Source organism: Flavivirga sp. 57AJ16, from assembly GCF_028736925.1.
Lineage (GTDB): Bacteria > Bacteroidota > Bacteroidia > Flavobacteriales > Flavobacteriaceae > Flavivirga.
Genome location: NZ_JAQZAT010000005.1, coordinates 32,992 through 47,542 on the forward strand (window position 1 = coordinate 32,992; position 14,551 = coordinate 47,542).

The window sequence follows — 14,551 nt, forward strand, 5'->3', positions numbered from 1 at the left end:
GTGCTCAACCAGACAAATTAAATGATATAGGTCTTTTAGACAGTTTCTTTTTTTATGGGAACTTGTACTGGTTTTGCGTTTTGATGAATTCATTACAAAATAAAAGATACTTGCTATCGTTTTAAGATAGATTTACTTACTTTGTGTCTCACAATATGCTAAAGAAAATTATCGCTTTTTTCTGTTTTTCTCTCAGTGTTCCGGCTATGGCTCAAGTTGGAGGAGAAACGACCTATCAATTTCTTAATTTGATATCGTCGCCTCGTCAGGCTGCATTAGGAGGTAAGGTGTTGACCAATGTTGACTATGATGTCACCCAGGGGCTTTTCAATCCTGCAACTATAAATGTTGAAATGGATAATCAGCTGGCAGTAAATTACACAAGTTATTTAGGAGATATTGGTTATGGTACTGCTTCTTATGCATATACTGTAGACAGGCGAACACAAACATTTCATGCTGGTGTTACTTATATTAACTACGGTTCATTTGACGGGTATGATGAAAGTGGTAATAGTACAGGCACATTTACAGGTAATGAAGCTGCTCTTTCTATGGGGTATGCGCTTCAAATTGGCTATTCTGATTTTTATTTTGGGACCAATGTTAAGCTTATTACATCAAAATTAGAGCAATATAATTCGCTCGGTGTGGCCGTAGATCTAGGCTTGTTGTATATTAATGAAGCATTGGATTTTAATGCCGCGATAGCCATTAGGAACATAGGGACCCAAATCACAACATATGCCGGACTTAATGAACGTCTTCCGTTTGAAGTTGATTTTGGAATGTCCCAACGGTTGGAAAATGTGCCAATTCGTTGGCATGTTACTTTTGAAAATCTTCAGAACTGGCCAATAGCTAGACCAAACCCCGCTCAGTCTGTTAGTGATTTAGGAGGAAACCAAACGAATGAAAAGATTGGTTTTTTGGGCCAAATAATAAGGCATACCATCATTGGTGCTGAGATATTTCCCGAAGGCGGTTTTAATATACGGCTAGGTTATAATTTTCGTAGAGGTGAAGAATTACGAATTGTAGATCAGCGTAACTTCTCAGGGTTATCTGCAGGGATTTCAATTAAAATGAATAAGATGCGTTTTAGTTATACGCATGCAAAATATACAAGTGCCGCAAATTCAAACTTTTTTGGTTTGCAAATAGATTTACGATAAATAGTACTTAAAGTTATAAGTGTCTAAAGTTATGAGTACTTAAGGTAAATTCAATTCAAGTTATTAGTTTTCCACTTTAGGCACTTCAAACTGGTTTACGAGAATTAGTACTTAAAGTTGCAAGTATTTAAAGTTATAAGTACTTAAGGTAAATTCAATTCAAGTTATTTGTTTTTCACTTTAGACACTTTAGACACTTTAGACACTTTAGACACTTTAGACACTTTAGGCACTTTAAGTACTTTAGGCACTTTAAGTATTTTAGGCACTTCAAACTGGTTTACGAGAATTAGTACTTAAAGTTATAAGTGTCTAAAGTTATAAGTACTTAAGGTAAATTCAATTCAAGTTATTTGTTTTTCACTTTAGACACTTTAGACACTTTAGACACTTTAGACACTTTAGACACTTTAGACACTTTAGGCACTTTAAGTACTTTAGGCACTTCAAACTGGTTTACGAGAATTAGTACTTAAAGTTGCAAGTATTTAAAGTTATAAGTACTTAAGGTAAATTCAATTCAAGTTATTTGTTTTTCACTTTAGACACTTTAGACACTTTAGACACTTTAGGCACTTTAGGCACTTTAAGTACTTTAGGCACTTCAAACTGGTTTACGAGAATTAGTACCTAAAGTTGCAAGTATTTAAAGTTATAAGTACTTAAGGTAAATTCAATTCAAGTTATTAGTTTTCCACTTTAGACACTTTAGACACTTTAGACACTTTAGACACTTTAGACACTTTAAGTACTTTAGGCACTTCAAACTTAAATTTAATTTAGGTTATTTGTTTTTCACTTTAGGCATTTTAAGTATTTTAGGCACTTCAAACTTAAAAAATGAACAAAATTACTATAGCTATAGACGGATTTTCTTCAACGGGAAAGAGTACTGTAGCCAAACAACTTGCTAAACATTTAGGTTATGTATATGTCGATACTGGTGCTATGTACAGAGCTGTTACATTTTATGCCATGGAAAACGGGCTTATTGGCGATAAAGACTTTAATGTTGAAGCGCTTATTTATAAGTTACCCAATATAGAAATAAGCTTTAAGTTTAATGAAACTCTTGGTTTTGCCGAGGTGTATTTAAATGGAATTAATATTGAGAAAAAAATAAGAACGTTAGAGGTGTCGGGTTTTGTTAGTAAAGTGGCAGCTGTTTCCGAGGTAAGGCAAAAATTGGTTGAGCAACAGCAGGAGATGGGAAAAAATATGGGAGTCGTTATGGATGGAAGAGATATAGGTACCGTGGTTTTTCCTAAAGCAGACCTTAAGTTGTTTATGACGGCTTCTACAGAAACCAGGGCAAAGAGACGTTATGATGAACTTATTGAAAGAGGCGACCAAGTTAAATATGTAGACGTTTTAAAAAATGTTGAAGAACGGGATTATTTAGATTCCAATAGGAAAGACTCTCCGCTCGTTAAAGCTAAAGATGCTATTGAAATTGATAATTCAAACTTGACATTGCAGCAGCAATTCGATAAAATTTTGCAATTAGTAAATAAGACCTTAGAAGATTGCTAATAAAAAAAAGCAAGTGTTTATGAATGGTCTCGATATACAGCTGCTTTTTATACTAGTTATACTTTGAATTTACACAAAAAGAAAATGATGGTTTTTTGTGATAGATGAGGCATAAAAATTAAACATAGCCTTCACTCTGTTTTATTTTTATAACGAAATGTAGTGCAAAAAGACACATTTTATTGGGTAAATTCAAGGTGTAAATGGTATTTTGGTCCATACTTATAGCGTGGGAGAAATTGAGAAGCAATGTAGTCAAAACAAATAGTTTAACCACCTTTGTGGCAGGCTAATCCCGCCGAAAAGCGGGATCTTTGGTTTGATTTCTTTTATTTTTAGATTTATCTGCCTTTTACGGATTTGGAATAATTAATTCCTGGTCTGGATGAATTAAATCAGGATTCTTTAATATATCAGAGTTTGCTTTAAAAATATCTTGGTATTTTGAAGCCTTACCATAATATTGAAGCGCTATTTTTCCTAGTGTTTCTCCACTTTTTACAGTATGTCTATGATAAACACTTTCATCGGCCACTTTAATATCTGCCATAATATCACTTGGGTTTTCGCCTCCAATTTCTTTTATTTTATCCCAAAGTATGTTTTTTTCGTATTGGGTTTTGGCGGTCCCCCAAACTTTTAAAGTCCCATTTTCTTCTTTTACATCACCGTTTTGAATGTTGAGTTCCTGTCCTAAATCTAGTACTGGCTGGTATTTCGATTTTATTGTCATAGTCATAAAATTTTAAGTTAATACATGTCTTACAATATAGGAATTTTTAGTCAAAAATTCATTTCAAAAGATTAAATTTTATTGCTAAAAAAGGAGGCATGTTAATCTTTATAATTATGGTTTATAGTGACATATATGACTATTATTTTCATATCTCTTTAGGTAATTAAGTTAATAATGTTTATTTTTGCGCTCCTTTTAGCGGATTTTGAAAGATAAAAGGAATGAAACTATAATGAAATTAACACTTCTGTGTGTTTTCCGCTTAACATCTTCCAAAACATACAGAATACAAAAACGTCGTGTAATTAGGTTTCGGCAAAAGCGATATTTAATAACACTTCACAATTTTTTAAATGGCTGAAAAAGCAAAAAAAGCTGAAGTTGAAGTAACAGAGGCTCCAGAAGTAGAGGCTCCAGTAGTATCTGAGGCTAAAGCAAATCCAGAAAAATTCTTAAAAGAGTTCAATTGGCACAATTATCAGGAAGGTATTGATGAGGTTGATGACAAACAACTTAAAGAATTTGAAAAATTAGTAGCAGAAAATTTCGTTGACACTCTTAACGATGAAGTTGTTGAAGGTACAGTAGTTCACATTTCTGATAGAGATGCGATTATTGATATCAATGCAAAATCTGAAGGTGTTATTTCTTTAAACGAGTTCCGTTACAATCCTAACTTAGCAGTTGGTGATAAAGTAGAGGTATTGATCGATGTTCGTGAAGATGCAACAGGTCAATTGGTACTATCTCACAGAAAAGCACGTGTTATTAAAGCATGGGATCGTGTTAATGCGGCTCATGACACAGGTGAAATCGTTAATGGTTTTGTTAAATGTAGAACAAAAGGAGGTATGATTGTAGATGTTTTCGGAATTGAAGCATTCTTACCAGGTTCTCAAATTGATGTAAAACCAATTAGGGATTACGACCAGTACGTAAATAAAACTATGGAATTTAAAGTTGTTAAAATCAACCACGAATTCAAAAACGTAGTAGTATCCCATAAAGCTCTTATTGAAGCTGATATTGAAATACAGAAAAAAGAAATTATTGGTCAATTAGAAAAAGGTCAAGTATTAGAAGGTGTTGTTAAAAACATTACTTCATACGGTGTATTTATCGATCTTGGCGGTGTAGATGGTTTAGTTCATATCACAGATTTATCTTGGTCTAGAATTAATCATCCAAATGAAATTGTAGAATTGGACCAAAAACTTAATGTTGTAATACTTGATTTTGATGAAAACAAATCAAGAATCCAATTAGGATTAAAACAATTAAGCAAACATCCATGGGAAGCGCTTGCAGAAGAGGTGAAGGTAGGCGATAAAGTAAAAGGTAAAGTCGTTGTTATTGCAGATTACGGTGCATTTATTGAAGTAGCTGATGGCGTTGAAGGATTAATTCACGTATCTGAAATGTCATGGTCTACACATTTACGTTCAGCCCAAGATTTCGTTTCCGTTGGTGATGAGGTTGAAGCTGTTATCTTAACTCTTGATAGAGAAGATCGTAAAATGTCTCTTGGTATTAAGCAATTAACTCCAGATCCATGGACGGATATTACTGGTAAATACCCGTTAGGTTCTAAGCACACAGGTGTTGTTCGTAACTTTACAAACTTTGGTGTATTTGTTGAACTAGAAGAAGGTATCGACGGATTGATTTATATTTCGGACCTATCTTGGACTAAGAAAATTAAACATCCATCCGAGTTCTGTGCAGTAGGAGATAAGTTGGAAGTTATCGTATTGGAGTTAGATGTTGAAGGACGTAAATTGAGTTTAGGTCATAAACAAACAACAGATAACCCTTGGGATAAATATGAAACAGAATTCGCTTTAGAAACTGTTCATAATGCGACTATTGCAGAAATAGTTGATAAAGGTGCGACTGTTGAGTTTAATGAAGACATCGTTGCATTTGTGCCTTCTCGTCATCTTGAAAAAGAAGATGGAAGTAAACTTAAGAAAGGCGAAGCTGCAGAATTCAAGATCATAGAATTTAATAAAGAGTTTAAACGTGTTGTAGCGTCTCACACAGCTGTATTTAAAGCTGAAGAGGTTGCTAACGTTAAAGCGGCAGTTAAGAAAGCAGCTAGTGCAGCAGCAGAAGCAAAACCAACTTTAGGTGATGCCAATGATGCTTTACAAGCTCTTAAAGATAAAATGGACGGAAAAGCATAATTGAAAAATTAATTTTTCATTTCCGTGAAAATGGAAATCCATTATAGAATTAAAGCCTTCAAGAGATTGAAGGCTTTTTTGTTTTGGAATATATCGCTCTAAAAAAATGGTATAAAACAAAAAACAGTAATTAGTTTGAAAAGAAACCATAACCTCTGGATTGTATTTTTTTAGAAATAGACTTTAACTCAATGACTTTAAGTATGCCTACCAATAAAAAAATGGTCATAGCTATATATGTATTTAAAAAAACTAAGTATAAACCAATAATATAAGTAAGCACACAGATAAAGTCTATAGAATTTCCGCTTAAGTAGCTTCCTACTTGAGAAGTTTTTCCATGAATTTTAACAATAGAACTTCTTAATAATAGAAATGACAACTGACTCATAAGAAGTACAAAACCATACAAAACAACAGGAATAATGTCAGAATGATGATTGCCATCTCCTATCCAATCTGTCGTAAACGGAATTACAGATAGCCAAAATAGTAAGTGTAAATTCGTCCATAAAATTTGACCATTTATTTTTTTTGCTATTTTAAATAACTGATGATGGCTAACCCAATAGATGCTTACGTATAAAAAACTTACCAAATAACTAATAAATGTAGGTAAGATTTCAAAAAGAGCTTCTATAGTGTATTCCTTAGGTGCTTCTAATTCTAAGACCATAATGGTGATGATAATTGCAAGTACACCATCACTAAAAGCCTCTAATCTCTCCGATGTCATGTCGTTTTTCATTATAAATATTCTAAACTTTTTTAGTGGGTCTTTATCTATTTATAATTAGTTGTTTAACCTTACGTATTCAAACTGCAGTTTCATTTTTTTTCCCGAGATTGTAGCATATAGTTTATCGTTGCTCTTCCAATATTTTATTTCGTTGGGAGAATCAGACTTCCTGTTAGGGTAGTTCAAAGCTTTGTTTTCGCAAATAAACTCTTGAGTGTTATAGCTCGTCATTTTAAATGAAGATGGTGTGGTTTCACCTTTTAATTCAATTTTAAAATTCCAATTATTATTTGATTTTACAAGCCTAAATTTTTCTTCGTATATAGTATCTCCTTTTTGGGTTGTATAACTTTTTTGGGTTGTATAGCTAAATCCTACATATTCAGTGTTACTTTTTTTATCCCAATTTTCAAATGTTTCTTTCCCAATTTCCTCATTACTCCTTTTCCACTTACCTAATAGCCAATCAAAATTATCCACTGTTTTAGTTGATTTAGTCGTGCTCTCATTTGTCTTTGATTTTTCATTTTTACCTTGATTACAAGAGATAACTAAAGTTCCGATAAGTAAAATAAATATTTTTTTCATGATTTTTGTTTTTGCTTCCAATGAATGTTAAAGCTATGTTTTTGAATATTATATGATTGTATTTTTATTGATTAGCCTAAAAACTCAACAGGTTTTCCTGTATGGAGCCAATAAAAAATAAATGATAGCTAGTGTATGTTTAGATACTAATACCAAATAAACTTTAAAATGAAGCTAATAATTCATTTCTATCGCGCACATATTTCATAATAAAACTATGTGCTCAGCTTGACTGGGTATAGAACCGTAGCTTAGGCTCAATGTCATTAAGTTAAGGAAATTTGTTCTTTATTTGTCACATTGAGTACTTCGACTACGCTCAGTATAAACTAAAAGTCGAAATGCTAATAAAAACTAGAACTCCAATAGGTCTTCGACTGCGCTCAGACTGACATTACGGCCTTAACTTAATAACATTGAGCTTAGGCTATGCTTAGATTTTATTATTCATCTGTGCATGCTATATTCTAAATTATTTTACCCTCATTTTAAAGTTTATTTGGTATAAGATTAACCAATGACATTTGTAAACAATGAAGCCATAGTTTTTCTATGTATGTTAAATAACCGAATCATGAGAAACCTAGTAGATATTAACCATATAAAAAGCTTTTAAATTATGATTTATTTGTTAACCCCAAAACCATAATAATAGCAATAATATTGGCAAGAATATCGTTACTTAAAGTTTCTCATTTTTCAGTTGATACTTTTTATTTATAATAATTTCTATCGTCTGGTGCTTCATTTAAAGTGAATTTATGCTGGTATTCGGGATCATATACATTCAATATAGTGTATGACCCAGAAGTTTTCCATGAACCTTCGTCCCAAGTACCATCATCATTAAATTGTTTTTCTATTTTTTGTGATTGAATTAAAACACGTCCCCAAAACAGCCATTTCCCATCTACATTATGTACAAAATAAACTCTTACCGGATCTATTTGAAAAATACGGGCACTAGGTTTGTCTTTAAACTCAAATACCATTCCTTCTACATCTTTTAATGTAACAGGGTTCTTTTGGTGCTTTTCTAAGTCGAAAATATGAGCTGGAAATCCTTGCTCAGTTGTTAATTGTAATGTGTCATTAATCTCTACGAAACTTCCCATTTTTTTGTTTTTAATTATTAATTAATTTTCCTCCAAACATTTTTACCAAATTTTCAAATCCATTCTTGTAAAATGGTGTTAAACCATCTTCAAATGAATAGAAACTTGAGGACCATTGTACTAAACAGCACTTATTCAACTCGGTTTCTATGACTTTAATCTGGGCATGATATTTTTGTGTAGTTTCACCCCATTCACCTTTATGCCATTTATATTTATAGCACATATTTTCATTATCCATAAAAACTAATTCTTCCCATGTTGGAGATTGATTGGGAAAAGTTAATTTTCTGCGAATGTCCCTTTCTTCTCCTTGTTCTTCTGGAACTTCACAAATTGGAATATCTGGATGCCATTGATCAATATTATAAAAGCCACCAACTATATGCCATATTTTAGCAGCAGAAGCATTTAGCTCACATACCACAACGACGCGCCAATTTTTATATTCGTTATTCATTTTGTTATAGATAATTTTCTTTTGTTTGAAATCTTAATTTTGATAATTCCTCGCTGCTATAAATATCTTATCTCGGACATTATCCATTTGTTAAAAGGAACGAACAGCTCTAACACGGCATTCATGGTTCTTAAGGTCTGTGAATATGTTGCCTTCCAAAAAGTATTGTGCCCAAGCGAAGTTAAGATCTAGTTCTGTAGAGCTCCAATAGAAGTCGCTAGCAAAATTACCAACTTCTTTATTTGGAGGTTTAGCGCCACGCCCAATATTTGAAAACATGAGACTTAATTCTTTTTTTGATGGTAAATACCAATCTGTAAAACCATTTAGATTTAGATTATAACAAAGCTCTGCGGCATAAGGTTTAACCCCTTGGCTCACAATAATCTTTGCTGTATTGGCTTTTCCCGAACCAACAATACTGTCATATGATTTAGTATTAGTGAAGGCTCCATAATGCCATTGACTTCCTGTGCTCTGATCTTCTGGAGCGCATACTAATCCATGTTGTCCAGTTGAATCCAAATAGAATATAATGCCTCCCAATGCTGGCACATTTTGACCAATGGTATATTTAGGTATATTTTTGCTTTGTGCAAAGGTGTTTATAGTTAGTAAAACCAAAAAAGCGATTAAAATATTTTGTTTTTGTTTCATGGTATCAATTTTTTAATGTTGAAATTTTATTGTTGGTTTATTTATATGATTATCATTGTTTAAAGAATTCTAAAACAAGGGCCATAATGTAAGCCTTCTTTGTCGGGGATTGGGATTTGCATAAGGGGTAGGGCGAATTGCTCTAATTTGAACATAACCTCAATCGCATTTACTAGAGCGGCTTGTCCTCTTCCATTTATGGCCCAGGCATCTTCTAAGAACTTCAACAAGTCTGTGTATACTTCATCAAAACTGTTTACTAAATGCCAGACTTCGGGCGAAACATCTTCTTTTTTATAACCACCTTCAGGGATTCTCGCAACATGATATAGTTCTGGTCGGGGCATGGGGTCTTTGAAGTAATATTTGTCTCCTTCCTGCACAATTTTCTTTTTGTAATAGACTTCCCAAAAACGATAAAAATGGGCTAAATTATCTATTCCAGTACTGGCAGGCGTTACATTTTCAGAACCTTCTCCTTGTTCTTTAATCATATCGATAGCTTTAGAAACACTTTGGGCATCTGCCATTACCCACCAAGATAAGGGACCTGCTAATTGGCGCTCTACATTCATTTTTGGTTGTAGCTCTTGAAATAATTCGTTAATACGGTCATATAATGCTCCTATCGTTGTATTGTGCTCGTAACTTTGATGGTGCTTAGTATCGCTAATCACCCCTTCTTTGTTACAAAGCCTTCCTATGGTTACAGGTTCTTTTGTTTCATAATCATATATTTTGGCAATTTCCTCTGGCAATTCTATCTCCATGAAATTCCTAAGTGAGCAATCATTTAATCCTTCTAAGTATAGAAAAAGATCTGGGTGTACACCACCTGGAAGCCCGGAAGGATACTTTAGTCTGTTTTTCGTGTTGTATATTCTAGGTTCTCCACCAATTCCAACAATCATATTACAGACCATTGCCATATGAAGCATTTCTTCCTGAAAAATATTACGAATTGATTTTGCTACTTCACATTTATTGTCCTTGATGGTCCACATGGCTTGTAGGTAAATGGGAATGGTTGCAAATTCTAATATGACAGCGCTATTTAATAATTCTTTTAAAACATGTAACTTGTCTTCATCTACATTACCTACAGATTTAGAATGTTGAATAAGCTCTTTTACATTATTTAATTTTGTGGCTTTCTCCTGAAAGGAATTTTTGAATTGTATCTCTTTTGTTGACATTTTTTGTTTTTGAATTAATTTTTGGTTGTTTGTTTATAAAGTGGTCTACTAATCTAAAAGCCATTGCCGTAAGTGTAAGTGTTGGGTTTACTGCGCTCCCTGTTGGAAAAGTAGCGTTGGAACATACATATAGATTATCGGTATGATGTACCTTCATAAATTTATCGGTCACACTGTTTTCTGGACTTGTGCCCATACGGGCAGTTCCTGTAGTATGGTGTCCGCCTGGTTTGTCTATACGAGAGGATGTTATTTCCAATCCCATTTTTTCAATAATCTGTTCCAATAATTTTAAGCGATCATTGGCATTTTTCATTTCTTGTTCTGTTCTACTAAAATGCACTGTTGTTTGTGGTAAACCAAAACGATCCTTTCCTGGTTTTGCTTCTAATCTATTATTGAACTTTCCTTTTTCTTCTAAAAAAGCCTGAATATTAACAGTCATCTCACCATATACCATGGCATCGATTTCTTCCCTGGTCTTTCCATCAATCATTAATTGAGCAATATCTACATTGGGTGTTGTACGGTTTTTAAACATAAAAATCTTCCCTTTTTTTTGATGTTCTTTAGTGTTGTAGCTATGCGACATTAGCGTTGGAAAATCATACTCTTGGAACCATCCATTGGGGTTTGACGGTGCTTTACCAACGACATTTAACATGGAGTGTGATACCACAAAACGTCCAACTAAATCATAATCGTTACCTATGCCGTCTTTCCAGAATTCATTTTTAGAGGCTCTTAATAATTTAGGAACGTTGTAAGCCCCTGAAGCTAAAATGACAGTGTTACCTATAACCGTATGTTGTTTGCCACTTAAATTATCTGTGTATGTTACAGATTCTATTTTAGATTTACTTGAAGTGTTTACTTGGTGTACTGGCGCGTTTATCCGAATTTCAAAATTAATGAACCGGGAGTCATTTTTTAAATCATCTAATACATATTGCGCATTGAATCGGCCTCCAATAGGGCAGTATTTACAGGTTCCTGTTGTCATACATTTTCGGTAACGAGCAATCGGCATTTTGCCAGATTTTATTTTTTTTGTGACACCAGGGTTTATATCGCCATCTTGATATACAACATCTAATTGTTCCCAGGCCTTGATCATTTCGCCATCTGCTGCAGTCCACTCGAAAGGTAGTGCTGGGTATGGTTTTGATCTAGGTACCCAGTTGGCACGGTCATCACCACAAACCGATAAAAATGACTCTGCGTCATTATAATATGTTTCTAAGTCTTCATAATTAATAGGCCAATCTGCACCTTCTCCCGTATTGGTAAAAAGGTTAAAGTCTTCTGGTCTAAAACGTAAGGACCAAGCTCCCCAGTGCATGGTAGAACCTCCGTACGCTTTTACACGAACACCATCGGTTTGATAGTCGATATTTCCCGTTGAATCGGCTTCAAATTTTTGATCGTATGTAAATGTATATGGTCTTTCCCCTCGGGTAATGTAATCCCACCAAAAACGTCTGTCTTTTGCTATAATTTCTGGCCCGGCTTCTAAAATTAAGATAGCAGTATCATGTTTATGTTCTAATAACCCTTTAGCAAGAGTTGCCGCTGCAACTCCTCCTCCAACTATAACATAGTCAAATTGATTTTTCATTCCTGGTCGTTTTTTAAATTAGTAGTATCTGGATCATAAGCACGTACTTTTGGAATACGATTGTAACGGGTTCCTCCCAAAAAACCATGATAATTCTTAGCTTGTTCTCCTCCGTACTTAGTACCCCAACTTTTAAACCCTCCAGCTGTGACTTGCATTCGGATAAACTCGTTAACAACATATATTTTACAATGTGCTAATCGAGTAGTTGGTGGCGCACTGTTATCTACACCGCTCTCAAAAAACAACTTTTTAAAAGCCTCTTCTTTACCATACAAGTCATATAATTCATTTAAAACATAAATAGCGTTAACATATTCACCTGAATAATTCGGGGCGTTTTCGGTTTTTGCTTTTATCATTTCGTACCAGGAACTTCTTTGGTTATTGGAATCGTAAATAGTGTTAGACCAATTTTTGCCAATAGCTTCAAAAATATCCCATAAAGCTTCTTTGTTTTGATATGTAAGATGTTGTCCTTCTGCAAAAATTAAACCAGCAGAAAGATTCTCATTACAAACAGGACCTCCTATCATAATGTGTATTATTTGGGTTATTGATTATGTTTTTTAGATGTGATTAGCGAAATAATTCACGTTCCTTTAAGTGTTGGGTGCCTTCTTTAAAGTAGATATCTGTCCAAGAGTTATCTGTTGCCAAATAATCGCTAAAATAGACTTCGTCCAATCCTTTATTGGCCATTTGGTCACGAAATTCATAATGGTTAAAAAGACGAATGAATTCTGTAATATAAATATCTACAACAGCGGTATTGCCGCGAATAACAATCATGTTTTCATCATTATTTTGCGTAGAAGCTTTAGAAAAGTTAGCCGATCCGGTAATAAGTATGGGGTCATCTGTTAAGGGGTCTATAAAAAGGTATTTTGTATGCAAATACTTAACATGATCATTTAAGCCGGTAAGGTGTTCGGCTTCCCAATTTTTTAAGCCTTCTTCTTTTATCTCTAGTTGATGGAGTATGGCACCTAAAGCAATTCTGTTGTTTGGTGTATCTTTAAAGTCATTAAATGTATTTCCTTCATGCTCTAATAAAATGTACCGAAGTGAATGGTCTTCTTTGCTCATGATATCCGCAAATTCTTGATTGACTCCAAAAGCAGCGGTAAATCCAATGGATTGTTTTGCGGTTTCAATTTGTTTTCCATACCAATCCAGAATACTTAAATCTGGCCTAGGGCTAAAAATAGGCGTAATTCCCTTTTGTAGGTTTCCATTAGGAGTTGGGGTGTGATTTTCGTTTAAAAGACGTATATCTTTCATTTGAGGGTCCCTGGAAAGTCGTGTCCAATATTCAAAATATGCTTGAGCAATAGCTTCATCTCTTACAATATGTCCAACATTAGATTGTCCAAAAATGCCCCCTTTTGTAAAATTGGTAGAGCCCATCCATACTTCTATAGGTTTTCCTTTATGGAGCAGCACGATATATTTATTGTGCTTTATAGATGAATTTGCTGTTCTGGGAATCATTAATTTTTCTACACCGGGTACATTGGTTATGGCTTTATCTGTATTTTTCCAAGGACCAACTTTTGACCTGTCGTATATAATTTTCACATCAGCACCTCTTTTGGAAGCATCATATAAAGCTTGAATGACCGGTACATGGTCAAATTCATAAGCAGCAACACGCAAAGCATAATCCTTTCCTTTAGCTTCACTAATAAAAGCCAACATGGCTTCTTCTAAACCTCGAGATAGCCATTTGTAAGCTTCATTATTAGGAACTTTGTCCGGACTTTTATTGTCGAACTTTCTAACATAAGCTTGTCCAACAGTACCACGATTAAAAAAGACACCATGTGTCCCTGAATTTGGATTTTCAGTAGTAATATTTACTTTAATTTCATGACCATTTTTTCTGTTTTCAGGAGTACCATAAACTGGTGTTGCAGAATATTCGTAATTGGTATTTGGTTCTGCCGTATAATCACTCCAAAGAAAGGCTTGAATTATGGATGTATCATTTTTATAGCCATTTTCTTTAAATTCCTTAAACCCTTTTAGGTTGGTCGCTTTTCCAGTTTTGATTTCTTTACGTTTAAGCAAAAAACCCAATAATTCTTTTCTTGCAGTTTCATTTACATCTAAGCAAAGTACCACTACATGGGTTCCCGCTATAACATGCAATGAAACTCCATTTACTTGATTTCTTAATCTCATATTTTCAATTTAGTAGGTTAAATATGTCTATGTTAGAGAGATATAATAAATTAATACGCGTTTATAGAAAAAAAGACAGTAATTTCTTTGTCTTATTGAGAGAAGTTTCTTCGCTAATTTAGATTTATTTTTTATAATAGCAAAAAAAATCCTACATATTTATAGGGTTGATCATTTTTAATTTTTCATTTTGGACTAAATTTTAAAAGAATAAGAAGCATACAGTGTTTATAATCATGATGTTATATTTATCATAGCTTATAAACTAAAAGTTATGATGGGCATTAAAATAATTTGCAGATAGATGTAGTCTACAATTTAAAGCTTTCGAGACGTTGGGACTTTTTATTCAATAGTATTG

General features: G+C 33.7%; 13 protein-coding genes. 3 read left to right on the forward strand and 10 right to left on the reverse strand.

The features are described 5' to 3' along the window. Positions 1–155: 155 nt before the first annotated feature. A complete protein-coding gene (porQ, locus tag PQO00_RS06510; RefSeq protein ID WP_274184025.1) occupies positions 156–1,175 on the forward strand; it encodes a type IX secretion system protein PorQ in 1,020 nt (339 codons plus the stop codon). A gap of 840 nt (positions 1,176–2,015) precedes the next feature. Then, positions 2,016–2,708, forward strand: coding sequence for a (d)CMP kinase (gene cmk, locus PQO00_RS06515; RefSeq protein ID WP_274184026.1), 693 nt, complete (start codon positions 2,016–2,018; stop codon positions 2,706–2,708). Positions 2,709–3,060: 352 nt separating this feature from the next. Here the strand turns inward: cmk and PQO00_RS06520 are convergent, their stop codons facing one another. Next, positions 3,061–3,441: a LysM peptidoglycan-binding domain-containing protein gene (locus PQO00_RS06520; protein ID WP_274184027.1), complete on the reverse strand. Its 381-nt coding sequence runs from the start codon at positions 3,439–3,441 to the stop codon at positions 3,061–3,063. Positions 3,442–3,797: 356 nt separating this feature from the next. Here PQO00_RS06520 and rpsA point away from each other — a divergent pair, with 356 nt between their 5' ends. Then, entirely contained in the window at positions 3,798–5,630 is a 1,833-nt protein-coding gene (rpsA, locus tag PQO00_RS06525) for a 30S ribosomal protein S1 (RefSeq protein WP_274184028.1), read from the forward strand. Positions 5,631–5,760: 130 nt separating this feature from the next. On the opposite strand, the gene PQO00_RS06530 is transcribed toward rpsA, so the two are convergent. From PQO00_RS06530 to PQO00_RS06570, 9 genes are all read right to left on the reverse strand, one after another. Next, positions 5,761–6,378 (reverse strand): TMEM175 family protein, encoded by a 618-nt coding sequence (locus tag PQO00_RS06530; RefSeq protein ID WP_274184029.1) that lies wholly within the window; start codon positions 6,376–6,378, stop codon positions 5,761–5,763. Positions 6,379–6,423: 45 nt separating this feature from the next. Further along, the gene (locus tag PQO00_RS06535) at positions 6,424–6,957 is read right to left on the reverse strand and encodes a hypothetical protein (protein ID WP_274184030.1); all 534 of its coding nucleotides are present in this window, start codon (positions 6,955–6,957) and stop codon (positions 6,424–6,426) included. 713 nt (positions 6,958–7,670) lie between these two features. Then, positions 7,671–8,072, reverse strand: a complete 402-nt coding sequence (locus tag PQO00_RS06540) for a hypothetical protein (RefSeq protein WP_274184031.1) — start codon at positions 8,070–8,072, stop codon at positions 7,671–7,673. 10 nt (positions 8,073–8,082) lie between these two features. Then, a complete protein-coding gene (locus PQO00_RS06545; protein ID WP_274184032.1) occupies positions 8,083–8,532 on the reverse strand; it encodes an SRPBCC family protein in 450 nt (149 codons plus the stop codon). Between the two features lie 90 nt (positions 8,533–8,622). Beyond that, positions 8,623–9,189, reverse strand: coding sequence for a DUF1566 domain-containing protein (locus tag PQO00_RS06550; protein ID WP_274184033.1), 567 nt, complete (start codon positions 9,187–9,189; stop codon positions 8,623–8,625). Between the two features lie 59 nt (positions 9,190–9,248). Further along, entirely contained in the window at positions 9,249–10,385 is a 1,137-nt protein-coding gene (locus PQO00_RS06555; RefSeq protein WP_274184034.1) for a ferritin-like protein, read from the reverse strand. Further along, positions 10,324–12,003 (reverse strand): GMC oxidoreductase, encoded by a 1,680-nt coding sequence (locus PQO00_RS06560; protein ID WP_274184035.1) that lies wholly within the window; start codon positions 12,001–12,003, stop codon positions 10,324–10,326. The genes PQO00_RS06555 and PQO00_RS06560 overlap by 62 nt, the downstream gene beginning before the upstream one ends. Next, positions 12,000–12,539 (reverse strand): hypothetical protein, encoded by a 540-nt coding sequence (locus PQO00_RS06565; RefSeq protein ID WP_274184036.1) that lies wholly within the window; start codon positions 12,537–12,539, stop codon positions 12,000–12,002. Before PQO00_RS06565 ends, PQO00_RS06560 begins: the two co-directional genes overlap by 4 nt. Positions 12,540–12,582: 43 nt before the next feature. Then, positions 12,583–14,190 carry a phospholipase D-like domain-containing protein gene (locus PQO00_RS06570; RefSeq protein ID WP_274184037.1) on the reverse strand — a complete coding sequence of 536 codons (1,608 nt, stop codon included), beginning with the start codon at positions 14,188–14,190 and terminating at the stop codon, positions 12,583–12,585. Positions 14,191–14,551 lie beyond the last annotated feature (361 nt).

What these genes read in the sequence shown, in the direction of transcription:
- PQO00_RS06550 (WP_274184033.1), bottom strand. Translation starts at nt 9,189, where the DNA reads ATGAAACAAAAACAAAATATTTTAATCGCTTTTTTGGTTTTACTAACT.
- PQO00_RS06545 (WP_274184032.1), bottom strand. Translation starts at nt 8,532, where the DNA reads ATGAATAACGAATATAAAAATTGGCGCGTCGTTGTGGTATGTGAGCTA.
- rpsA (WP_274184028.1), top strand. Translation starts at nt 3,798, where the DNA reads ATGGCTGAAAAAGCAAAAAAAGCTGAAGTTGAAGTAACAGAGGCTCCA.
- PQO00_RS06535 (WP_274184030.1), bottom strand. Translation starts at nt 6,957, where the DNA reads ATGAAAAAAATATTTATTTTACTTATCGGAACTTTAGTTATCTCTTGT.
- PQO00_RS06560 (WP_274184035.1), bottom strand. Translation starts at nt 12,003, where the DNA reads ATGAAAAATCAATTTGACTATGTTATAGTTGGAGGAGGAGTTGCAGCG.
- PQO00_RS06530 (WP_274184029.1), bottom strand. Translation starts at nt 6,378, where the DNA reads ATGAAAAACGACATGACATCGGAGAGATTAGAGGCTTTTAGTGATGGT.
- PQO00_RS06520 (WP_274184027.1), bottom strand. Translation starts at nt 3,441, where the DNA reads ATGACAATAAAATCGAAATACCAGCCAGTACTAGATTTAGGACAGGAA.
- PQO00_RS06565 (WP_274184036.1), bottom strand. Translation starts at nt 12,539, where the DNA reads ATGATAGGAGGTCCTGTTTGTAATGAGAATCTTTCTGCTGGTTTAATT.
- PQO00_RS06570 (WP_274184037.1), bottom strand. Translation starts at nt 14,190, where the DNA reads ATGAGATTAAGAAATCAAGTAAATGGAGTTTCATTGCATGTTATAGCG.
- cmk (WP_274184026.1), top strand. Translation starts at nt 2,016, where the DNA reads ATGAACAAAATTACTATAGCTATAGACGGATTTTCTTCAACGGGAAAG.
- porQ (WP_274184025.1), top strand. Translation starts at nt 156, where the DNA reads ATGCTAAAGAAAATTATCGCTTTTTTCTGTTTTTCTCTCAGTGTTCCG.
- PQO00_RS06555 (WP_274184034.1), bottom strand. Translation starts at nt 10,385, where the DNA reads ATGTCAACAAAAGAGATACAATTCAAAAATTCCTTTCAGGAGAAAGCC.
- PQO00_RS06540 (WP_274184031.1), bottom strand. Translation starts at nt 8,072, where the DNA reads ATGGGAAGTTTCGTAGAGATTAATGACACATTACAATTAACAACTGAG.